This is a genomic window from uncultured Campylobacter sp. (assembly GCF_938040115.1).
In the GTDB taxonomy this organism is placed as follows: domain Bacteria; phylum Campylobacterota; class Campylobacteria; order Campylobacterales; family Campylobacteraceae; genus Campylobacter_A.
This window is the reverse complement of the sequence record NZ_CALHXD010000120.1, coordinates 1-20,992: the sequence shown is the minus strand read 5'-3', so window position 1 is coordinate 20,992 and position 20,992 is coordinate 1. Positions and strand designations below refer to the sequence as shown.

Genomic DNA, 20,992 nt, shown 5'->3' with positions numbered 1-20,992 from the left:
GTTCAAATTCGCTCCTAGTAAATTTGTGTTACCAAGCGCGATTTTAGCATAAATTTGGATAAATCTAATCTTATTAAAAAAAATAAATGTAAAATTTCAGAGCCTATTAATGCCTTTAGTATTAAAATGCGCTCAATTTTGATAACGCGTAGCGCGGGGAGAAAATCATGAAAGAATTCGGTTTTTACAACGATTTTGACGAGAATTTGATGCTAAACGAGCAGATCGAGATAAACGGCGAAGGCGAGTATCTCGTCTCAAATTCGCCCAAACTAAAGGCAAGCGTCGTAGCGCCGGAGATAAATTTTTATCTAAAAAATACCGCAGACTCGGTGCTAGATAAGGCCAAAAACACGCTTTTGCTTTATGAGGCAAGAGCTAGCGCCTTTGACCTAGCGCGCGACATCGACTACGAAAAACCCGTCGGCAAAAACGTCGTGATCGTTAGCAACGGCGGCCGCGAAAATTTGGCGAATTTGCTAAAGGTTAAAGGCTTTAAAACAATCGAGCTGACGCATTTTGAGATCAAATTTATCTACGGAGCCGCAGGCGAGCTAAGCGTGCTAGTGCTGCGCCCAGACGGCGAGTTTGAGGTGGACTGCGACTTTTTCCTCGTAGAAAACGCGCGCGAATACATGCTAAAGCAAAGCGGCTGCTACGAGATCGCGGGCAAAAGCGACGAGGAAATCGCCGCGCAGCTAGACGCGCAAAGCCCGAAATTTAAATTTAAAAGCCACGTCCACTACGACTCCACGATCTGCCAGTACCACGAGCGCAGACACGAGATCTGCGGCAGATGCGTCGAGGCCTGCCCTACGGTAGCGATCCTAAAAGAGGACGAAACTAAGCACCTAGTTTTCTCCCACATCGACTGCATAAACTGCGGCGGCTGCGTGAGCGTCTGCCCTAGCGGCGCGCTTGACTACTCCGATATGCCAAGAAATTCATTCGCCCAGATAGCCAAACTATACCGCGGCCGGATCGCCCTCGTCGTACCCGCAAAGGCAAATTTAGAAAACTTAAGCGTAAATTTACCCGCAAACGTGCTTCCTTTTGCCGTGAGCGGCGAGAGATTTTTGAGCGAGACGCATCTGCTTACATTGCTTCAAGAAAGCGGCGCGCAGGTCGTGATCTACGAGCAAAATATCGGCAAAGGCACCAAAGACGCGGTGGATATTTTAAATCAAATTTACGAGCTCAAATTTAACGAAAAAGCCGTCCTCGTCGCGCAAAACGAAGACAAGCTAAAAAGCGCCCTATCTCAGGCTAAATTTATCGAGGGCTCGCAGCACTCCATCGCCGAGTACGCCATGCCAAAGCGCGAGATTTTCGCCAAACGCCTAGAGTGGCTAGTCGGAGATCAAAATTTAGGCTCGGTTAGCACCACCGAGCTCATCAGATACGGCCGCGTCGAGATAAATCAAGACACCTGCACGCTGTGCCTAAGCTGCGTGGGAGCCTGCAACGTCGCTGCGCTGGTCGCGGATAAAAAGACAAATTCCATCGTCTTTAACCCGAGCGTCTGCACCGCGTGCGGATACTGCGAGCTTAGCTGCGCGGAAAAAGACACGATATTTTTACGCCCGGGCAAGATCGATCTGGAGCCTAGTTTCTTTACCTTTAGCGAGCTAGCCAGAGACGAGCTTTTCGCCTGTATCGAGTGTGGCAAGGAGTTTGCGACCAAAAAGGCCGTCGAAAAGATCGCCGCAATCATGGCGCCTAAATTTAACGGCGACAAAGCCAAGCTAAAGACGCTTTATTGCTGCTCGGACTGCAAAGCCAAAGTGATGATAAAAGCGCAAATGGATCAAATGAAAGAAGAGGTTTTAAATGGATAATAACTTAACCAAGGCGCGCGCGTATTTTTACGAGTTTTTGGCCTATCCGCTGTTTTTTCACGAGCACGGCGGTAAATTTGACCGCTGGCGCGAGCAGCTAGCCTACCTAGCGACTAGCCCGGTTACGCCGGAGAGCGAAGCCGCGTTTGCAAATTTGGCTAAATTTGACTTTGAGAAATTCGCCAGAGAGCAAAACGACGTGCTTTTTGACTTTTCTTACTCAAATATCCCGCTAAACGCCTCGTTTTACGAGGACGGACGCGACGACGGCGCGGCTAGGCTGCGCGTGATCGAGTGTCTGAAGCTAAGCCCGTACCGCAGGGACAAAGAGGCCTGCAAGGACAGCGAGGACTACGTCGGATTTATATTTTTAGCCACGGCGACCTTTTTGCGCGACGAAGCAGCGGGTGCGGCAAATATCAGCAGCAAGCTATTTACGGACGTTACGAACAAATTTATCGACGAATTTATCAGATTTTTATCCGCTCACAAAAACGCGGACTTTTTCGCCTCTTACGCGGTTATCTTGCGCGATTTTATCGAGCTTGAGCGCGCGGTGCTAGGCGTGGAGGCGCCTCCTGCGCCGATCGGCGATAGCGCTGCGGTAGCCTCGATGAAAAAAGAGCCGTTTCAAAGCAAGATGCCTACGGCCAAAACAAAACTCCGCTGGGAGGAGTTCTCGCCCGTCATCTCGCAAGAGTTCGACGACTGAGGCTTGCGAGCTTAAATTTGCTTGCTAGGCTCGTGCCGGCAGGCAAATTTGACCAGGCGGGATCGCCCGCGCGGCCGTTTTCTCGTCAAATTTGCGCTTTAAATTTGACGAGATAAACCCATCCGTTTTCGGCGCGATTTTTTAGTCTCTTTAACCCGCCCAAATTTACTCCCGCATTTTCCAAATTTCCCGTCCAATTTCACTCAAATTTAACCGCCCTTTGGCTAATATTTCGTAAATTTAGTCATGAGCAAAAGGATCAAATTTGCAAAGCTTTTTTAAATCTATATTCACCATCGCCGCCTTTGCTGCTATCCTCTTTTACCTTTCTTTTTTGGGAGTTAAATTTGGTAAATTTGGTTCGAGCTCTATGCCGACTGGTTTTACCGTCACTCCCGATACTAAAATAGATCCAAACTCCGAGCTAGCTAAATACGTAACGCAAGAGGAGATAGAGGCGTTTGGATTCGGTTCGTCCGATATAGTTTGTGATAAAGAGAAAAACGCTACGCTAGTACCTTTAAGGGCCGCTCTTGATAGAAAAGATATCGATTTCGTAGTTAAATTTATAAAAGATAACAACCTAACCGCCGATGTGAGCATGAGAGACAAAAGAACTCCGCTGATGTATAGCTCTTTTAGAAACGACGTAAATACCTCTAATGCTCTAATAAATTTAGGAGCCGATATAAGGGCTAAAGATAGATTCGGTCTATCTCCTATGGCTTATGCCATTATGTTAAACTCTGTTGATACCGCCAAGATACTACTAGAAAAAGGGGTTAAATTTGAAGAGGTGGAGTATGTGGCTTATTTTATACTCGACTCGAAAGATAACTACGAATGGATATCAACGCTCACGATAGACGACGACAACATAACAATAAACTATAAAGTCGATCCAAAATACCCCGATACCGACATAAATAATCCGGCCTGCGTCGAGAGATGCACGAAAGATAAAGTTGAGCCGTTTAAATACGTAGTTTCAAAAAAGCTATCCCAAATGGCAGAACTAATGCTAAGCACGGGGTATAAACCCAAAGAGTTTAAAATGGGAAGCGGACTACAAGGCATAAAAGACGAAGAGAAAAATAGACCGTTACAGCTAAGCGGCTGGGCATATCTAGGTAACTACGAAAACTACGAACCTATGCTTGAGGTATTTATAAAATACGACCTCCCTAATGCTCCAACTAAGGAGCAGCTAAAGGAGGCGTATGAGGAGTGCTATAAAGAAAATCAGATAGATAAAAATTTCTATAAACACTACGAATATAATAAAAAAAGATTAGATGAAATTACAATAAGTCAAGGCGAAACTCCTACAAAAGTAAATCCCGTATTTTTTAACTTTAGGAAAAAACTAAGAATTAATCATTATGAAAAACATTGTCCAGACGAAAATTCTACTTTTACGATTAGAGAATTTATCGACTGGGCAAATGATAATAAAAAAAATGAGTTCTATATCAAGTTTTACAAGTAGTTTTGAAGACGATCCGACCAAGGTGATTTACGTAGATAGCAACCGAAGCAAATCTAGCCCTGGCTCGAATTTGAAGTAAATAATCTCGGCGCAAAGACGAAGCTAAAATATAAATTTGACCGAATAAAATTTGAGCTCGCGGCGGCGCAAATTTAAAATTTAAGCAGGCGAAATTTGACGAGAACGGACGTAAATTTGCCCGTCAAATTTCAAATTTGACTAAATCTTGTTAGCTTCTAAAAAATACGTCGCTTAGAGTGGTTAAAATTTAGCGTTGTGCGGCGGATTCAACTCTAAACTACGGCGTTTGAAGCGACCGCGAAAACTGCCCGAGATAAAAAGGCAAATTTTAAAAGTAGCGCGCTAGAGTAAATTTGCGCTTACTTCTCGTCTCGCGCCAAAAGCTTTGCCGTGCGTCCGTTTTTTCGCACTTCTTTGAAAAATATCCGCAGCGCCTTTTGCTCCTTCGCGCCGATTTCGTAGCTGATAAATTTGAGATACCATTTGATATCATCCGCGCTGATGCCCCTAGTTTGGGCGTATTTGGCGAGGATGTAGTTTGGGATTTTGACATTTGCTCGCAAAAACTCGCGCGCTAGCCGCTCATACGCGCCGCGCCCCTTTACGCAGGAAAATCGCCCGAAAACAAACGGCAAGCCCGTCCGATCGCGCCACGCCCGCCCAAGGTCGTAAAACGCCTCCTCGCCCTCCCGCAAATACGCCTTTAGCGCGCGGTCGCCGATGAGCACCTCGCCCTCAAGCCCCAGTACTTCGGCTAGCGCGTTTGAGCTCGCAGACGCAGGATCTGGGCGCGCGGCGGTGCCCTTTCGCACGAGCACGCTTTTGACGTCGCCCTTAGCTACGATGCCCAGGCTCACCTTTTTGTAGCGTTTTTTGCCGCTTTCGATGCTAGAGATCACGGCGGCGTCGATCCTGCGGCAGCACAGATCGCGGTTTAGTTTGCTTGGCACGCCCTTTTTAAATTCGATGATTTTTTTATCCTGCGAGCTTAGGCGCGAGCGCTTTAAAAATACGTGAAAAGGAAGCAAATTTAGATAATCAATCTTGCCAAAAATCATAAAAACTCCGAATTTATAAGGATTTGCCCCGTTTTAAAATGACCAAAATTTAAAGCCAAATCCTAATGCGTAAAAATTTCATAAAACTAAAATCATCGCTCGCGGCAAAAGATACAGTCGCGAGCTTTAGTGCGATAACACAAATTTAACCAAATCGCGCCGCAAAATACGCCCACAATAAAGCAAAGCACGGTAAAGGCGCGGGTTAAGCCGCCTAGCAAGAGGCAAAAAGCTAGCTCGCGTCGCAAAGGCCATAACGCAAAACCTCCGCGATACGCCGAGTCGCTCGCATTGTTTGGGAGCCCAAGCAGGCATTTTACGCGGTTAAATTTGAAAAAGCGGCGACTCCGCGCAGGAAATCGCCGCTAGCAACGCAAATTTAAGCCCGCAAGCGCGCTATTTTGCTTCGTTAAATTTGATATTCGTGCTCTTCAAGCTCGTCGTTTAAGAGTTTCGTAAATCTCGCCGCATGCGCCTCTATCGCACTATCAGGCACGCCCGGCTCCACGCCGCAGCTAGCAAAAATCCGTCCGTAAACGAGCTCGCAAAAGTCCGCGCAGCACTGAAGCGGCAGCAAAATCTCGTTTAGGCTAAATTTGATCGTGCCGTGCTTGGAGTATTCGCCTAGCCCGCCGCCCGTGCTCACGGCGATTTGCAGCTGTTTGCCAGCGATCTTCGCGCCCTCGCCGTAGGCAAAGCCGCGGCTAAGCACGTAGTCGATGTAGGCCTTTAGCATGGAGGGCACGTTAAAGCCCATCATCGGAAACAAAAACACGATGCGATCGGCGCGCAAAAACGCCTCCTGTTCTGCTGCGACGTCGATTTTAAGGGCGTCGGTGCCGTAAAGTCCCTCTAGGTGGCGAACCTCGGCGCCCGCGCTTTTAGCGGCGCTTACCAGCGCCTTATTTAGGCGAGAGGCGGCGAAATTCGGGTGAGATAAAACTACTAGCGTTTTCATTTTGGCTCCTTTTTTGATAAATTTTAGAGCATTTGCGCTTTTGGGACGTTAAATTTAAGCTGATTAAATTTGCTGATTTTTAAACTCTCCTCAAACCGCAAAAGTCTTATTTTTGAGAAATTATATCATCAAAAGCCTAAAAACGGGTTAAGGCGAGCGGCTAAATTTTAACTAGTAAGACACTAGATGGTACGGCCGTAAATTCTCGCTCAAATTTATCTGCAAAATCCCCAATCATCTAAGCCGTCAAATTTGCCCTCACTTAAAAATATCAAGGTTTAAATTTAACTCGTCTATGATAGATAAAAGCTCTGAAATTTCCTTTTTTATCTGCTTTACGTCATAAAGGCTAGGCGGTAGCGAAAAGATAGTTGTTTCAAATTTATTTTCCGCTCCGTTTAAAAATAGGTAAAATTTATCGTCCATAAACGTCGCGCTCACGCCCATCTCTGCGGTGTATTTTATCTTTAACTCTCTCAAGCGCTCCATAAATGCGGGCGTCAAAAGATACCTCGCCTCGACTTTGTCATCCGTAAAAACTCTAAATTCATCGTTAAAAAGAGTATCGTCCATCTGCTCTTTTTCGCCTAAAAATTTAGTATTTAGCGTACGACTCGCGACTATCGTTTGACCGTTAAATTTCTTGTAAAACTCACAGACCAAGACCGAGCCGCTAAAAGGTTGTGTGTATTTCATTGCTTCCCACATAAAACTATTACTCAGAAAGTGAAAGCCTATCGTAGCTTATGGTATCCATGACTTCGTGAGATTAAATTTGATATCGTTTGGAGATAAATTTATGTCGTAAAGGTGCGGGTCTTGGCGAGTAAGCAAATAAATTTAAAGAAAAATCGGTCAAATTTGACCGAAAATAAAAGAAATTAAGCCGAATCAAATCGGCTTAAATTTGCGCTCAATTTGAGTTTAGCGTAGATATTTGACGTTAGCTTTGGCGCGGAGTTTGTTGAAGTATTCGCCGATGACGCGGTCTTGCTCGAGTTTATAAAGCGCGTTCATCGCCTCGTCTCTGACCTCGTCAAATTCAGGCATCGTTTGTCCCTTTTTAGACGCTACGTAAAACATCTCAAAGCCCTCGGGAGTCTGGAAAATCTGAGTAAAAGTGCCGTCCGGGGTCTGCTGAAATATCGTTCGTAGTTGAGGCGGGATCTGCTCGCTTTTTAGATCCATCACGTCCATGTGCACGCTGTGGTTGGTGTTCATCGGGGAGCTGTGTCTGGCGGCCTCTAAAAGCTGCATCGAAGGCGCCACGTATCTAGTCACGCTCACGTCGGTAAAGTGCGCGAAAAGGTCGCGATTTTGCTCAAAATACGCTCTCGCGGCGTTTTCTGAAATGTTGATTTTAGCGTCGGCAAATATGCTTTGATATAGCTTTTCTTGTTTTATAGTCTTTGCGACGTCGTCTTTAAACTGCGCGTAGTCGCCGCCCTTTGATAGCACGGCCGAGCGTAAATCTGAGGCGCTCATACCGCTCTCGCTTGCGATCTTTTGTAGCCTTTGATTTAGCTCGTAGTCGCTGGCTTCGATTTTTAGGTTTTTGATCTGTGCGGTTTCGAGCCTATCGCGGATCAGTAAATTTAGCGCGTTAGCTTCGCTTGTTTGCAGCTGCGCGGCGGCTTTGCGCACTTCGTTTACGGTGATGGGTTCGTTTTCGATGATGACGGCTATGCCGTTTGAGATCTGGCTCGCGTTAGCCATACAAAAACTGAGAAAAAACGCGGCGAATGAGATCTTTTTTAACATATAAAACCTTTGTTTAAGTCTAAAGTAAATATAATTTGAGCATTATAACATTTTAAATTTAAGCGCAAGCTATAAAGGTAAAATTTAATGCAAAATTCACAAATAGTAACTAGATTTGCCCCCTCTCCGACCGGATATCTGCACATCGGCGGGCTTAGGACGGCGCTTTATAACTACTTATACGCTAGAGCAAACGGCGGCAAATTTCTGCTGCGTATCGAAGATACCGACCTAAAACGCAACTCCGAGGAGGCCACGCAAGCGATAAAAGAGGCCTTTGCCTGGTGCGGGCTGGATCACGACGGCGAGGTGACGTATCAGTCGCGTAGATTCGACGTGTATAAAGAGTACGTACAAAAGCTGCTAGCCGAGGGCAAAGCCTATAAATGCTACATGAGCAAGGACGAGCTAGACGCTCTGCGCGCCGAGCAAGAAGCGAGAAAAGAGAGGCCCAAATACGACAATCGCTACCGCGAATTTACAGGCACTCCGCCTGAGGGAGTCGAGCCCGTCATACGTATCAAAGCGCCTCTAAGCGGCGAGATCGTGATCGACGACGGCATCAAAGGCGAGGTCAAATTTAGAGTCGAAGATATCCTGGATGATTTCATCATCGCGCGCTCTGACGGCACTCCGACCTATAACTTTACAGTCGTGATAGATGACGCTTTAATGGGCGTAACCGACGTCATCCGCGGCGACGATCATCTATCAAATACCCCGAAGCAAATCGTACTCTACGATGCGCTTGGTTTTAAGGCGCCAAAATTTTACCACGTCGCGATGATAAACGGCGAAGACGGCAGCAAACTAAGCAAACGCCACGGCGCGACTGACGTGATGGAATATAAACGCATGGGTTATCTGCCTGAGGCTCTTTTAAATTTCCTCGTGCGCCTAGGCTGGAGCCACGGAAACGACGAAATTTTCGGTATGGACGATATGCTAAAGTATTTCGATCCGCACGATATAAACAAGAGCTCAAGCACCTATAACGCAAGCAAGCTAGAGTGGCTAAACGCCCACTACATCAAGACTCTGCCGTACGAGAGGCTGGCAAAAGAGATGCTTGAATTTGACATAGATTTTAAAGCGATGCCAAAGGGCGAGGTGCTGTTAAATTCATTGCGAGAACGCTCAAAAACGCTAGTTGAAATGAGCCAGAGCGCAAGGACGATAATAAACGCTCCAAGCGCATACGACGAGAAAGCCTACGCTAAATTTATCACGCCCGAAAGCAAGGAAAATTTGGCTAAATTTGCCGAAATTTTAGGCGAAAATTTAGACGCCAAAGGCTACGAGGAGATGACGGGTAAATTTTTAGAAGCAAACGGCTTAAAGCTAAAAGACTTAGCTCAGGCGCTTCGCGTCGCGCTAACTGGAAATAGCGTAAGCCCGGGGATATTTGAGGTGCTCGAAGTTTTGGGCGCGGACGAGACGAAAAAACGAATAAGAAATATTTTAAAGGAGAACAAATGACACACGTAACTAACGAAGAGGCGCTCGCGTATCACGAGGGCGGCAAGATAGAGATAAAAGTAAAAACCCCTTGCGCGACGGCTAGAGACCTATCTATGGCCTACACGCCGGGCGTTGCAGTACCGTGCAAGCAGATCGAGGCCGACAACGAGCTAGCCTACAAATACACAAACAAAGCAAATTTAGTAGCCGTCATCACCGACGGTACGGCCGTGCTCGGTCTAGGCGACATCGGCGCGGTAGCCGGCAAACCGGTAATGGAAGGCAAGGCGGTTTTGTTTAAAAAATTTGCAAACGTAGATGCCTTTGACATCGAGCTAGACGAGCATGATCCCGATAAGATCGTAGAGATCTGCAAAGCGCTCTCTCCGACTTTCGGCGGCATAAATTTAGAAGATATCCGCGCTCCAAAGTGCTTTGAGATAGAGCGCAAGCTACAAGAAGCAGTCGATATCCCGGTCATGCACGACGATCAGCACGGCACTGCGATGATAACAAGCGCCGGCATGATAAACGCGATGGAGATTTCAGGCAAAGATATCTCTAAAATCAAAATCGTAGTTAGCGGCGCGGGCGCGGCTGGTATCGCATGCGCGAAGATGTACAAGGCTCTGGGCGCAAAACACATCGTTATGGTTGATAGTAAGGGCGTGATCCACAAAGGCCGCACCGATCTAACTCCTGAAAAGGTCGAATTCGCCCTTGAAACCGCAGATAGAACGCTAGCGGACGCGATGAAGGGCGCGGATATGTTCCTGGGTCTTAGCAAACCTGGCGTCGTGACGAAGGAAATGGTCGCGTCGATGAACGACGAGCCGATTATTTTTGCGCTTGCTAACCCGACTCCGGAGATCTTCCCCGAAGATGTCGCTAGCGTGCGAAACGACGTGATGATGGGTACCGGCCGCAGCGACTATCCAAACCAGGTAAATAACGTTCTTGGCTTTCCGTTTATATTCCGCGGCGCGCTAGACGTCAGAGCTAAAAAAATCACCGAAAATATGAAAATGGCTGCGGCGCGCGCGCTTGCAAATTTGGCTAAAGAGCCCGTGCCTGCGGAGGTTTGCGAGGCGTTTGGCGTAAAAGAGCTAAAATTCGGCAAAGACTACATCATACCAAAACCGTTTGACAAACGCGTCCTAACGGCGGTAGCTCCTGCGGTTGCGCAAGCTGCGGTCGACGACGGCGTAGCTAGAGTGAAGGATTTTGACGTAAAAGCCTACACAGAAAAGCTAGCAAAGGGTCTGTAAATGAAAAACGTCAGGCTCATCTCTCATCCGCTCATCGAGCACAAACTAGCGATTTTAAGGGATAAAAACACCGAGCCGTTTCAGTTTAGGATGCTCGTGGACGAGATCAGCCATCTGATGATATTTGAGGCGACTAGGGATCTAGCGCTGCGCGACGTGAGCGTGCAGACTCCGGTCGCCCAGGCCCAAGCTAAAAAGCTCGCGACAAAGGTGATGATTTGCCCGATTTTGCGAGCGGCGCTGGGTATGCTTGATAGCGTATTTACGATCATTCCTGATGCTAGCGTGGGCTTTTTGGGCTTTCAGCGAAACGAAAAGACCGCGGAGGCGGAGTTTTTCTACGCTAAGCTACCTCGCGACGCCAAAAACCGCCTAGCCATCATCATCGATCCGATGTTCGCCACCGGCGGTACGGCTATCGACGCGGTTAAATTTTTACGCGAGAATGGCATAAAACAGATCAAATTTATCTCCATCATCGCCGCTCCCGAGGGGCTAAAGCGCTTTAGCGAGGTTTACCCGGACGTCGAGGTCTATACGGCTGCGATAGACGAGCGACTAAACGAGAAAAACTACATCGTGCCGGGCCTTGGCGACGCTGGCGATAGGGTGTTTAATACGCTTTAAATTTGACGAACTCGGACGAGCAAATTTAGCTTAATTGTGCCGTAAATTTAGCCGAATTTGACTGCGATTTATGCGGTTAGATTCGGCTTTTGTCTAGTCAAATTTAGCGTAAATTTACTCTCGTCTTTACGGCGCGACATTATCAAATTTGGATTTAACCCGTAAAATTTGACGTCAAATTTAACCCCGAAGCGAGCGCTTCAAATTTATTCCAAAAGGTCTTTTTTGAACAAACAACTACTTAGAAACGTCATCTTACCGCTGGCTGTTTTGCTACTCGCGGCGCTGTTTAAATTTATCATCCCGTATAATTCGGCCGCCCCGAAACAAAATCAACCGCAAAGCGAGTTTAGAGGAAACGGCGCAAACAAAAACGTAGCCGCCGTACCGACCGCAAACGTCGTAAAAGACGGCACTTACACCTCAAAAGACGAGGTTGCTGCGTATATTTATAAATTTGGCGGATTGCCGCGAAACTTTATCACCAAAAAAGATGCGCTCGCGCTCGGATGGGACGCTAAAAGCGGCAATCTATGGCAGGTCACAGACAAAAAAAGCATCGGCGGCGACCGCTTTTCAAACAGAGAAAAAAGGCTACCCGAAGCTAGCGGGCGAAAGTGGTTTGAGTGCGATATCGGATACCGCGGAGGGCGACGCGGAGCCGAGCGTATCGTGTTTTCTAGCGACGGGCTGATCTACTATACGCCCGATCATTACGAGAACTTTTATCTACTTTATGAGCGGAGACAGCAGTGAAAACCATAACTCTAAACGGAGCGAAAATGCGCGAGAAAACGGCAGCCTTTGAGTATCTAGCACGAAAATTCGGCCTTGATCCCGACGTAAAAAACCTTGACGCGCTTTACGACGCTTTAGGCGAGATAAACGAACCCACTCTGATAAATCTAAAAAATCGCGCCGCTCTTAGCGCGCTTGGCGACTATGCAGACGATCTAATCGCCGTTTTTACCGACCTTGCGGAGGAAAACGAACGGGTAAAATTTGAGATTTTATCTTGATTTGGTTGCCGCTCGTGATACCGTAGCTGTGGATAAAATTTGATTTTAAACTCGTTTTTGTCCCTTAAGTAAAATCACCAGAAATGAAGCCGAATTTTATCGTCCAAAATTCGGCTTCAAATCCAAAAATTAAAGCTAAATTTTTGATAACTAACGCGACTTTAAAAGCTATACCTGACGCCATCGCCCGCAATACCCAATCTGCTTTATGAGGATATATTTCCGCAAACGGCTGCGTGGTTCTTATGCTCGGATACTCTGCTGAGCCGACCCGTAGCCAATACCAAACCATTACGCGGTGCGATAAAAATAGCCAAAGAGAGAAAACCGTCGCCTAATGCTGATAAAATCATCTAGCGCCGAGCTTCGTCGCACCTTGTGTGCGCAGAAATACTGCGTGCTTACAAAAAGCTCTTTAGGCAAGCGCGTGACGCTACACGGTTTAACAGTTAAGAAATCGGTATTTCAGCTGGCTATATTGGCATAGCAGGCGCGCAAATGACCATGAGCAAAAAAGCGTGACAAAGTGCAGAGAAAGCCAAAAAGCGAGGCTAAATTTAAAAATGCGCCTTGGTTTAGACAAAAAGTCGCTAATTTTTATAGACCAAAATAGAAAGCCGGCACTGTTTTCGTCGAGCAACAAGCAAAGTGCAAGGGCTTTTTGGGAGCGAAATTTACACTTGGTAACCCAAGCCTGCATAACATCATAGCGTAGCGAATTTTAAAATATATATATCCGACGAATTCGATTTTAAATTTACATTATTTTCAACCACGAAAAACTTATCCGAATTATTTTCTTGCCAAATTCCTTACTCGCCTAAAATCCAAAATACATTTCAAAAATCGACCATTTATGTAAATTTAAATATCGCAAGCAAAGACGCAAGATTTGCGGTTTAGGTGCGCCAATTTAAAAGATACTACCGCAAGCGCGGCAAATAAAACTTACGGACAAGTTTTAAAATGACACAAAAGACAAATACCGCGGCTACTAATAAAATCACTTGTCAAAAAGCTTTGAGTAAAATTTTATCGCCATAGTAATAAATTTAAAGTTAGATCGCCTTGCTTACGGCCGATTAAAAGCTGCAAGCAAGGCAAAAACGCCGCGCCGCAAATTTAGCGGCGGGAGAGGTAGTTGGTATCGTAGTTGTTGTCGATGAAGTCTTGGTTTTCCATCATCGCGATGTGAAAATCGCGCGTGGTCTTGATGCCGCCGATGATGAGCTGCTCGAGCGTCACCTTCATCTTGTGGATGGCTCTATTTCTATCGGTGTCCCAGACGATGAGTTTGCCGATCATACTGTCGTAGTACGGCGGGATCGAGTAGTCCTGATAGATGTGGCTATCCATGCGCACGTTTCGGCCGCCGGGGCAGACGTATTTTGTTATCTTGCCTGGACTTGGCGTAAACGTATTTGGATCCTCGGCCGTGATGCGGCACTCGATGGCGTGGCCTTTTAGCGTGATGCTCTCTTGCGGCGGTAGCGCCTCGCCCTGGGCTACTTTTATCATTAGCTCGATGATGTCTAGGCCGCTCACCATCTCGCTCACGCAGTGCTCGACTTGCAGGCGCGTGTTCATCTCGATGAAGTAAAAATCCAAATTTTTATCGACTAAAAACTCAAACGTTCCCGCACCCTCGTAACCGATAGCTTTTGCCGCTTTTATCGCGGTTTCGTGTAGCCTCTCTCGCGTCGCTTCGTCTAGTAGTATTGCAGGGCTTTCTTCGATCAGTTTTTGGTGGCGACGCTGCATAGAGCAGTCGCGCTCGCCGATATGCAGGACGTTGCCGTGGCTGTCGCCGATGATCTGAACCTCGATGTGGCGCGGGTTTAGGATGTATTTTTCCATATACATCGTTCCGTCGCCAAACGCGCTCATCGCCTCGCTCTCGGCCGACCAAAACGCCTTTTCGATGTCCTCTTCGCGCTCGACCACGCGCATGCCGCGTCCGCCGCCGCCGGCTGCGGCTTTTAGGATGACCGGATAGCCGATTTTTTTAGCTAGCTCTTTGGCGGCCTTGGTGTCGGCTACCGCGCCGTCAGAGCCCGGGATCACCGGTACACCCGCACGCTGCATCACTTGCTTTGCCTTGCTTTTATCGCTCATTAGCGCCATCGCGGCCACGCTAGGGCCTATAAATTTTAGCTTGTGGTGCGAGCAAATTTCGACGAAATTTTGATTTTCGCTTAAAAATCCGTAACCAGGAAATATCGCGTCGGCTTCGCTGATCTCGGCCGCGCTGATTATGGCCGGGATATTTAGGTAGCTGTCGCTTGAGCGCTCCTTGCCGATGCAGATCGCCACGTCGGCGTATTTGACGTAGAGCGCGTCTTTATCGGCCGTGGAGTAGACCACGACGGCTTCTTTGCCCATTTCCTTTATCGTTCGCAAGGCTCGCAGCGCTATTTCGCCGCGATTTGCGATTAAAATTCTTTTTATTTCCATCAAATTTTCTCCACGCCAAATAGCGGCAAGCCAAACTCGACCGGCTGGCCGTCGGAAACGAGTAGCTCGGTGATCTGACAGTCAAATTCGGCCTCGATCTCGTTCATTATCTTCATAGCTTCTATGATGCCCACGACGTCGCCTTTTCTCACGCGTTGACCTACTTTAACAAACGGCGCCGCGCCAGGGCTTGGAGCAGCGTAGAAAGTACCGACCATAGGCGATTTTATGCTGTCTTTTGGAGAATTAGCAGGAGCTTTGACCTCTGAGCTTACCACAACGTTTACCGGAGTCGGAGTCGGGGCGGGAGCTTGGACGACGGGCTTTGGCAGCTCGCAGCAGTCGGCGAATTTTTCAAGCTCGACCTCAAAATCCCCGCTTTTTATCTTTATGCGGTTCATATCCATGTCGTTAAAAAACTCGATCAGCTCTTTTATGTCTTCTTTTTTCATAGAAATTTCTCCTAAATAGTTAAAGTTCAAAACTTCTTATTGTAGCAAAAAAATAATGAATTTATACTCGCAAAGCCGTATTTTGTTTTTACGCTCGGGCTAAATTCGGAGTCTTCGTCGCTTTATGCGTTTAAAATAGCAAATTTATTTTTTAGCTCGCTCTAGAAAATTTATAAACCCAAAAAGCACCAAGCTAAGCACGACCAAAATCACGCTCAAAATGAGCGCGCGGCCGTTTTCGCCGTCGTAAACCGCATTATAGATAGCTAGCGAAACGGTGTCGGTTTTGCCCACGATATTTCCGCCTAGCATCAGCGTGATACCGACCTCGCCAAGACCGCGAGCCAGAGCCAAAACGAGAGCCGAAACGACGCTTTTAAAGACGTTTGGGATAAGGATAAAAGCAGCTATCTCAAAGCGATTTTTGCCTAGGCTTTGACCCGCTTCGATTAGGCTTTTGGGTAGGCTTTCAAGCGCGCTTTGAACGGGCTTTACAAACAGCGGCAAGCCCGCTAAAAACGAAGCGATAACAAGCGCCGAAAAGCTAAAAACAATCTGTAAATTTAACGCCTTGCCGATCACGCCGTTTCGCCCCAAGACGTAAAGCAGCAAAAATCCCGTAGCAATCGGCGGAAAAATGAGCGGAAACATCACGGCCGCTTCCAAAACAGCCTTAAATCTGCCGCGGTAAAACGCCAAAAAATAAGCCGCGCCAAGCCCTAAAAATAGAAGCAGTACAAAAGTAACGGCAAGCGTTTTGGCGCTTAAAAGCAGCGGGTGAATAAGCCAGGTAAATTCCTGCAAATTTTTCCTTTTTTCGTTAAATTTTGCTTTTCATTTGAGTTAAATTTAGCGAGCAAATTTTAGTATTTAAATCAAATTTGATGCAAATTTTACGTCAAATTTGAAAGTAATTCGGTCGAGCCAAAAGCCCTCGATTTAAATTATTTTAGCCCGAATTTAGCGAAAATTTCCTTCGAGCGAGGAGTTTTTATCTCGTCTATAAATTTAGCGCACGCCTCGTTACCCTCGCACGCCGGAAGTTTGGCCGCCGAGATGAAAACCGGGCTATAAAGCGCCTCGTCGATATATATCACGCTACCAAACTCGCCCTCTCTAGCCACGGCTTCAGTCGAGTTGATAAAGCCCGCGTCCACTTCGCCGTTCGTGACATAGGCGACTACTTGCGGTACGCCCGCGACCGGTAGCATCTTAGGCGCTAGATCGGCCTCTAGCCCTGAGCTTTTCAAAAACTCCGTCGTCCTCACGCCGTAGATCGCTTTTTTGGCATCGGGCATCGCGATTTTGGCGAGATTTTTTAGCTCAGATACGTCTTTTATCTGCTTGCCTTTTGGCGTGACTAACACCAAAGCGCCCTTGCCGATGCGTTCATAGCCTTTTATATCAAGGTCGGTTTTCTTTAAAAACGCCTCGTCGCCAACGATCGCAGCCATCTTGCCCTCTTTTGCTTGGATAGTGATTTGGCCCAAATTTGCAAACGCGCCTTCGATCTGAACGCCCTCTTTTTTGAGATTTTCTATCACTTCAGTGACGGGTTTTTTGTATCCGCCGCCAGCTCCTACGAGCAAATTTTCGCCGCCAAAGGCAACCGCGGCCGCGATAGAAATAAGTAGTAATTTTTTCATAAAATTCTCCTTTGAAATAAAATTTATCAATTTTATGAAATATATCATTATACATTGATAAATTTTGCTATTTTCGGAGCTTTTTTAAAGAAGTATAAATAAAAATATTTTATATCGGCTCTAGTCCGTTTTTGGTTAGGCGGTACATCGCGCTCGCTACGTCGCTTATAAATTCCTTGTCGTGAGAGACGATTATCTGCGTGACGTCGAGGGATTTTAAGATAGCGGCTATCCTTCTTTGCATATCCGCATCAAGCGCGGTCGTAGGCTCGTCAAGTAGTAAAATTTTAGGCTCGGCCACCAGTATCCCAGCTAGCGCGACGAGCTTTTTCTCGCCTCCGGAGAGGTTAAAAACGATCTCGTCTTTTAGATGCCAAATTTCAAGCTCGCGTAAAATTTTCTCAGCTTTTGCGCGAGAGCCGTCCTCGTCCTCGCCGCGGCTAAGTAGCGAAAACATCACGTCGTCGCGCACGCTCGGGCAGATAAAACAATCGTTGCTCTCTTGAAAAAGATAGCCCACGTCGCGGCGAAACGGCTTGTACTCGTCTAAATTTGAAATTTTATGGTGAAAAAGCTCGATATGCCCGCCGCAAGGCGCTTTGAGTCCCGCCATTATCTCTAGCAAGGTGCTTTTACCGCAACCGTTTGGGCCTATGAGCGCGATTTTATCCTTGTGCGTCGCGTTTAAATTTAGATTTTCAAAAAGCGTTCTTTCGCCTATTTTTGCGCAGACGTTTTTTAGGCTTATCGTGCAGCTCATATCGTGACTCCTAAACTAAAAATATAACAGCACGCCGTTAAAGCGATTATAGCGGCGTCTTTAACGCTTATTTTGAGGCTTTTATCTCCGTAAAGCTTGCCGTCAAATCCCCTGCAAACAAAGGTTTTTTCAAGAACGCTCGCCTTATAAAACGCCTCCAAAAAAAGCATAGCGACTAAATTTGCGTAAATTTTGTAGGTAAAAAGCGAGGCTTTAGGCTCAAATCCTCGAACTTTTAGAGTCTTTTTTAGCCTTAAAAATATCGTTTTAAGATCGGCCGTAAATTTGGCGCTAAAATAAAAAATCGCCGTTAGCTTGTCGCCTAAATTTAGCGACGAAACCGCAAGCGCGATACTAAAATAATCGCTTCCGTAAAAAGCCAGCCGTCCAAAAAGTATGATCAAATTTGACCTTATAAATATCAGCTTTGCAAGCGCGTATTCTCCGTAAAGAACGAGGCTTAAGACGACTAAGATTATAAAAATATTTAGTTTTAAAACGGATTTTAAAATTTCAAAAAGATTTTTAAAATTTAAAATCGCCAAAAAAAGCACGGGCGCGATGAAAACGGCGTCCGTAGCGCTTGAAAGCGAGACTTTGAAGCTAAAAAAAGTAAAACAAACGAGTAAAACGGATAGGTTCATTTGCCTCTTTTTACCAGATAAATTCCGCCGAAAAACAGCCCGATTCCGGCAAATGCAAGGATAAATTTAAGCGCGTAAGCCCCAAAATCCTCCTCGCTTTCGTCAAATTTGACCTTTGATACATCGTTTGACGCGTTACTTTCGGCGCTTTTTAGCTCGTCTTTGTTTGCGGTAAATTTGATCCTTTTTTCGTGCGCTAGTCCGCCGTCGATCAGGATTTCAAATTCATCTGCGGGGATTTTAGCTCTGGCAAAGCCGTTTTCATCAGTTTGCGCGCCTGCTATCTGGGTGCCGTCTTTTATAAAAGCTACGGGGCAGTTTTTGCAAGGGGAATTTCCGTAAAAATAGCTTTTTATCTCGATAAATTCGCCATCTTGCTTTGCAAAGCCTTTCAGAGAGTGCGCGTTTAGGAAGCTTGCTAAAAGCATCATTAAAAGTATTTTTAGCAAATCAAAAGATCCTTTTTAACCCTATAAATAAAAGAAAGCGCAAAAAGCGAGATGATCCCCTCAAGCGCCATAAGGGCTAAATTTGAAGTAAAAACAAGCGCGGCCACGGGCGCAAACTCTTTGCCATTTAAAACAAGCGTCAAGGAGAGCAAAACCGAAGAGCAAAGTATAGGCAAAAACCCTATCAAAAACCAGAAAAAGGGCCTATATCGCTTAAAAGATAGCTTTAAAAGATATGGGCTAAGAAGCGCCGGAGAAGCGATAATGAGCAAATTTACGCCAAGCGCGCTCAGTCCGCCGTAACCAAAAAGCAAGGCCTGAAAAAACAGCGCGATAAAAATAGCCAAGACCGCGTTTGCGCCCAAAAACGCCCCCGCAAGGCCGCTTAGCACGAGATGTATCGAGGTAATGCCGATGGGCACGTGGATAAAAGACGCCATAAAAAACATCGCGCTGACGGCCGCTACCTTGGGTATCTCGCTCGTTTTTAGCTTGTAAATCAAGCTTGAGACCAAAACAACGCAAAGAGCCGAGCAAGGCACGATGATTTCGGGTTTTAAAACGCCTTCGCTAATGTGCATTTATTTATACTCTTTAGTTTGCACCCAGATGACGGCTCCAAGCTCCACTGGATACTCTTTGCCCTCGTGTTTTATCTTTTGGTCGTCGTCTATCAGAGCGGCAAATCCCCACCAGCCCTCAAGCGGCATCGCAAAGCTAAATTCGCCCTGCTCGTTCGTGTTTACGACCTGAGTTACGTGGGCATCGGACGGCGCTTTTAGCCCTTTGGTGTTATAGTACTCTACCTCGACGGTTACGTTTTTGGCGCGTTTTCCTTTATAATAAACCACGCCTGAAAATAAATTTCCCTTATAAAGCCCATAAGGACGCGTTAGCGGCACTATCTCGGCTTTTAGCCCGGCCGGTTTATCCCAGCCCTCACCGTAGCCGTAGGCATCGACGACGGTTTTTGTTATATGCCTTATAAATTTATCCTCTGCAGGCTCGAAATAGGGCTTTGGATCCATATAAAACTGATAGATGCCAGGCTCTTTTACGTCGTAGCTAGCCGTAAAGTAGCTAAATTTATCCTCTTTTAGCTCTTTTAGGCCTTTTATCGCCTCTTTTTTGCCGTTTACAAAAACGCCCGCCTCGTTTGGAAGGACCAGGTTCATCATATCGCCCTCAAAAGGATGGGTAAATTTGTAAGTAATCTGCAAATTCGCCTCTTTTTCGTCGTCCACGGTCGAATTTGACGGTACGACCATACCAAAATGCGCGTAAGCGCTAACGCCTAAAAGCATAAGCGCCAAAGACTTAATTTTCATTTTTGCTCCTTTTGAAGGTATTTATTAAACGAAATTGTACCCCCGCAAAGCTTATTATTTATTAAATCTTTAAGATAAATCATATTTAAAGTATAAGAAAAATATTTTGGTATTATTTATAACTGTACAAAATAATAAAAAGGGGTTTTAAATTTATTCGGCAAAATTTAATGCCGATATAAGCGCCGGTAAGTTGCGATGAAAACCGCGTTCTCGTAGGCAAAACATAGCAAAGAAGCATTTAGATATGATAACGTCGCAGACAAAATCCGCTTAGTTTACCTCGAGCCAAAATAATTAATAACAATCTAAGCCCAAAAAAGACAAAATAGAATTTAGATATTTTATATATAAAGGAGTAGAGATGAAAAGAGTTTTTGTTTTACTCGTCGTTTTGTTTTCTGTTGGATTTTCAAAAAATCTTTTTGAGCCAGGGCAAGAAGCCTATAGCAAGGGCGACTACCAAAAAGCGGCCCAGTTATGGCAGAAGGCTTGTGACGAGGAAAATGCTTTGAGTTGCGGCGTTTTAGGATCTTTATATGCGGAAGGCAAAGGGCTAAGACAAGATTATCAAAAAGCAGTCCAATTTTATCAAAAAGCTTGCGATGGCGGATATGCTGCGGGTTGCTATAACTTAGGAATTTCATATACAAATGGTCAAGGAGTAAGGCAGGACTACAAAAAAGCAGCCCAGCTTTATCAAAAAGCTTGTGATGGGGGATATGCTGCGGGTTGCTATAACTTAGGAATTTCATATACAAATGGTCAAGGAGTAAGGCAGGACTACAAAAAAGCAGCCCAGCTTTATCAAAAAGCTTGTGATGGGGGAGATGCTTTGGGTTGCTTTAACTTAGGGGTTTTATACCAAAACGGTCAAGGTGTAAATCAAGATTACCAAAAAGCAGCCCAGCTTTATCAAAAAGCTTGTGATGGGGGAGACGCTAAGGGTTGCTTTAACTTAGGGTTTTTATATCACAATGGTCAAGGTGTAAATCAAGATTACCAAAAAGCAGCCCAGCTTTATCAAAAAGCTTGTGATGGGGGAGA

22 protein-coding genes are annotated in these 20,992 nt (G+C 46.0%); 9 read left to right on the top strand and 13 right to left on the bottom strand.

All coding sequences use genetic code 11. The features are described 5' to 3' along the window. Nucleotides 1-167 precede the first annotated feature (167 nt). The 3 genes from Q0314_RS04670 to Q0314_RS04660 all read left to right on the top strand — a co-directional run bounded on the left by Q0314_RS04670 (nt 168) and on the right by Q0314_RS04660 (nt 4,039). On the top strand, nt 168-1,838 hold the full coding sequence (locus Q0314_RS04670; protein ID WP_298057059.1) for a 4Fe-4S binding protein: 1,671 nt from the start codon (nt 168-170) through the stop codon (nt 1,836-1,838). Then, nucleotides 1,831-2,550, top strand: a complete 720-nt coding sequence (locus Q0314_RS04665; protein WP_298057056.1) for a formate dehydrogenase-specific chaperone — start codon at nt 1,831-1,833, stop codon at nt 2,548-2,550. Before Q0314_RS04670 ends, Q0314_RS04665 begins: the two co-directional genes overlap by 8 nt. Nucleotides 2,551-2,815: 265 nt before the next feature. Continuing rightward, on the top strand, nt 2,816-4,039 hold the full coding sequence (locus Q0314_RS04660; RefSeq protein ID WP_298057055.1) for an ankyrin repeat domain-containing protein: 1,224 nt from the start codon (nt 2,816-2,818) through the stop codon (nt 4,037-4,039). A 380-nt stretch (nt 4,040-4,419) separates the two neighbouring features. Here Q0314_RS04660 and Q0314_RS04655 read toward each other — a convergent pair whose 3' ends face one another. The 4 genes from Q0314_RS04655 to Q0314_RS04640 form a co-directional block, all read right to left on the bottom strand. Continuing rightward, entirely contained in the window at nt 4,420-5,118 is a 699-nt protein-coding gene (locus Q0314_RS04655) for an MqnA/MqnD/SBP family protein (RefSeq protein ID WP_298057052.1), read from the bottom strand. 409 nt (nt 5,119-5,527) lie between these two features. Then, the gene (locus Q0314_RS04650) at nt 5,528-6,076 is read right to left on the bottom strand and encodes an NAD(P)H-dependent oxidoreductase (RefSeq protein ID WP_298057049.1); all 549 of its coding nucleotides are present in this window, start codon (nt 6,074-6,076) and stop codon (nt 5,528-5,530) included. A gap of 258 nt (nt 6,077-6,334) precedes the next feature. Then, nucleotides 6,335-6,772, bottom strand: coding sequence for a DUF3137 domain-containing protein (locus tag Q0314_RS04645; protein ID WP_298057047.1), 438 nt, complete (start codon nt 6,770-6,772; stop codon nt 6,335-6,337). A 228-nt stretch (nt 6,773-7,000) separates the two neighbouring features. After that, the gene (locus Q0314_RS04640) at nt 7,001-7,837 is read right to left on the bottom strand and encodes a peptidylprolyl isomerase (protein WP_298057044.1); all 837 of its coding nucleotides are present in this window, start codon (nt 7,835-7,837) and stop codon (nt 7,001-7,003) included. 87 nt (nt 7,838-7,924) lie between these two features. Between Q0314_RS04640 and gltX the strand changes: the two genes are divergently transcribed. The 5 genes from gltX (at nt 7,925) to Q0314_RS04615 (ending at nt 12,212) form a co-directional block, all read left to right on the top strand. Next, the gene (gene gltX, locus Q0314_RS04635; RefSeq protein ID WP_298057041.1) at nt 7,925-9,316 is read left to right on the top strand and encodes a glutamate--tRNA ligase; all 1,392 of its coding nucleotides are present in this window, start codon (nt 7,925-7,927) and stop codon (nt 9,314-9,316) included. After that, nucleotides 9,313-10,566, top strand: coding sequence for a malic enzyme-like NAD(P)-binding protein (locus tag Q0314_RS04630; protein ID WP_298057037.1), 1,254 nt, complete (start codon nt 9,313-9,315; stop codon nt 10,564-10,566). The genes gltX and Q0314_RS04630 overlap by 4 nt, the downstream gene beginning before the upstream one ends. Then, the gene (gene upp / locus Q0314_RS04625; protein ID WP_002948924.1) at nt 10,567-11,193 is read left to right on the top strand and encodes a uracil phosphoribosyltransferase; all 627 of its coding nucleotides are present in this window, start codon (nt 10,567-10,569) and stop codon (nt 11,191-11,193) included. 225 nt (nt 11,194-11,418) lie between these two features. Continuing rightward, nucleotides 11,419-11,949, top strand: a complete 531-nt coding sequence (locus Q0314_RS04620) for a ribonuclease domain-containing protein (RefSeq protein ID WP_298057033.1) — start codon at nt 11,419-11,421, stop codon at nt 11,947-11,949. Beyond that, on the top strand, nt 11,946-12,212 hold the full coding sequence (locus tag Q0314_RS04615) for a barstar family protein (protein ID WP_298057030.1): 267 nt from the start codon (nt 11,946-11,948) through the stop codon (nt 12,210-12,212). The genes Q0314_RS04620 and Q0314_RS04615 overlap by 4 nt, the downstream gene beginning before the upstream one ends. A gap of 1,122 nt (nt 12,213-13,334) precedes the next feature. On the opposite strand, the gene Q0314_RS04610 is transcribed toward Q0314_RS04615, so the two are convergent. The 9 genes from Q0314_RS04610 to Q0314_RS04570 form a co-directional block, all read right to left on the bottom strand. Next, nucleotides 13,335-14,666, bottom strand: coding sequence for an acetyl-CoA carboxylase biotin carboxylase subunit (locus Q0314_RS04610; protein ID WP_002948919.1), 1,332 nt, complete (start codon nt 14,664-14,666; stop codon nt 13,335-13,337). Continuing rightward, on the bottom strand, nt 14,666-15,118 hold the full coding sequence (accB, locus tag Q0314_RS04605) for an acetyl-CoA carboxylase biotin carboxyl carrier protein (protein WP_298057027.1): 453 nt from the start codon (nt 15,116-15,118) through the stop codon (nt 14,666-14,668). The genes Q0314_RS04610 and accB overlap by 1 nt, the downstream gene beginning before the upstream one ends. A 144-nt stretch (nt 15,119-15,262) precedes the next feature. Further along, complete coding sequence (locus Q0314_RS04600; RefSeq protein WP_298057024.1) at nt 15,263-15,922, bottom strand: ABC transporter permease subunit; 660 nt, start codon at nt 15,920-15,922, stop codon at nt 15,263-15,265. A 140-nt stretch (nt 15,923-16,062) separates the two neighbouring features. Continuing rightward, a complete protein-coding gene (modA, locus tag Q0314_RS04595; protein ID WP_298057021.1) occupies nt 16,063-16,764 on the bottom strand; it encodes a molybdate ABC transporter substrate-binding protein in 702 nt (233 codons plus the stop codon). A 109-nt stretch (nt 16,765-16,873) separates the two neighbouring features. Continuing rightward, the gene (locus tag Q0314_RS04590; protein ID WP_298057019.1) at nt 16,874-17,524 is read right to left on the bottom strand and encodes an ABC transporter ATP-binding protein; all 651 of its coding nucleotides are present in this window, start codon (nt 17,522-17,524) and stop codon (nt 16,874-16,876) included. After that, entirely contained in the window at nt 17,521-18,168 is a 648-nt protein-coding gene (locus Q0314_RS04585; protein WP_298057016.1) for a cobalt ABC transporter permease, read from the bottom strand. Before Q0314_RS04585 ends, Q0314_RS04590 begins: the two co-directional genes overlap by 4 nt. Beyond that, on the bottom strand, nt 18,165-18,617 hold the full coding sequence (locus Q0314_RS04580) for a hypothetical protein (RefSeq protein WP_298057013.1): 453 nt from the start codon (nt 18,615-18,617) through the stop codon (nt 18,165-18,167). The genes Q0314_RS04585 and Q0314_RS04580 overlap by 4 nt, the downstream gene beginning before the upstream one ends. Then, nucleotides 18,611-19,198 carry a cobalt transporter CbiM gene (cbiM, locus tag Q0314_RS04575; RefSeq protein ID WP_298057010.1) on the bottom strand — a complete coding sequence of 196 codons (588 nt, stop codon included), beginning with the start codon at nt 19,196-19,198 and terminating at the stop codon, nt 18,611-18,613. The genes Q0314_RS04580 and cbiM overlap by 7 nt, the downstream gene beginning before the upstream one ends. Continuing rightward, nucleotides 19,199-19,945: a DUF4198 domain-containing protein gene (locus Q0314_RS04570; protein WP_298057007.1), complete on the bottom strand. Its 747-nt coding sequence runs from the start codon at nt 19,943-19,945 to the stop codon at nt 19,199-19,201. 364 nt (nt 19,946-20,309) lie between these two features. Between Q0314_RS04570 and Q0314_RS04565 the strand changes: the two genes are divergently transcribed. Next, nucleotides 20,310-20,992 (top strand): tetratricopeptide repeat protein (locus tag Q0314_RS04565; RefSeq protein ID WP_298057005.1); only part of this gene is annotated, 683 nt, incomplete at its 3' end.

Excerpts from the sequence above, each read along its gene's own strand:
- accB (WP_298057027.1), bottom strand. The coding sequence starts at position 15,118 with ATGAAAAAAGAAGACATAAAAGAGCTGATCGAGTTTTTTAACGACATG.
- gltX (WP_298057041.1), top strand. The coding sequence starts at position 7,925 with ATGCAAAATTCACAAATAGTAACTAGATTTGCCCCCTCTCCGACCGGA.
- Q0314_RS04610 (WP_002948919.1), bottom strand. The coding sequence starts at position 14,666 with ATGGAAATAAAAAGAATTTTAATCGCAAATCGCGGCGAAATAGCGCTG.
- Q0314_RS04585 (WP_298057016.1), bottom strand. The coding sequence starts at position 18,168 with ATGAACCTATCCGTTTTACTCGTTTGTTTTACTTTTTTTAGCTTCAAA.
- modA (WP_298057021.1), bottom strand. The coding sequence starts at position 16,764 with ATGAAAAAATTACTACTTATTTCTATCGCGGCCGCGGTTGCCTTTGGC.
- Q0314_RS04630 (WP_298057037.1), top strand. The coding sequence starts at position 9,313 with ATGACACACGTAACTAACGAAGAGGCGCTCGCGTATCACGAGGGCGGC.
- Q0314_RS04640 (WP_298057044.1), bottom strand. The coding sequence starts at position 7,837 with ATGTTAAAAAAGATCTCATTCGCCGCGTTTTTTCTCAGTTTTTGTATG.
- Q0314_RS04670 (WP_298057059.1), top strand. The coding sequence starts at position 168 with ATGAAAGAATTCGGTTTTTACAACGATTTTGACGAGAATTTGATGCTA.
- cbiM (WP_298057010.1), bottom strand. The coding sequence starts at position 19,198 with ATGCACATTAGCGAAGGCGTTTTAAAACCCGAAATCATCGTGCCTTGC.
- Q0314_RS04665 (WP_298057056.1), top strand. The coding sequence starts at position 1,831 with ATGGATAATAACTTAACCAAGGCGCGCGCGTATTTTTACGAGTTTTTG.
- Q0314_RS04650 (WP_298057049.1), bottom strand. The coding sequence starts at position 6,076 with ATGAAAACGCTAGTAGTTTTATCTCACCCGAATTTCGCCGCCTCTCGC.
- Q0314_RS04645 (WP_298057047.1), bottom strand. The coding sequence starts at position 6,772 with ATGAAATACACACAACCTTTTAGCGGCTCGGTCTTGGTCTGTGAGTTT.
- upp (WP_002948924.1), top strand. The coding sequence starts at position 10,567 with ATGAAAAACGTCAGGCTCATCTCTCATCCGCTCATCGAGCACAAACTA.
- Q0314_RS04590 (WP_298057019.1), bottom strand. The coding sequence starts at position 17,524 with ATGAGCTGCACGATAAGCCTAAAAAACGTCTGCGCAAAAATAGGCGAA.
- Q0314_RS04570 (WP_298057007.1), bottom strand. The coding sequence starts at position 19,945 with ATGAAAATTAAGTCTTTGGCGCTTATGCTTTTAGGCGTTAGCGCTTAC.
- Q0314_RS04655 (WP_298057052.1), bottom strand. The coding sequence starts at position 5,118 with ATGATTTTTGGCAAGATTGATTATCTAAATTTGCTTCCTTTTCACGTA.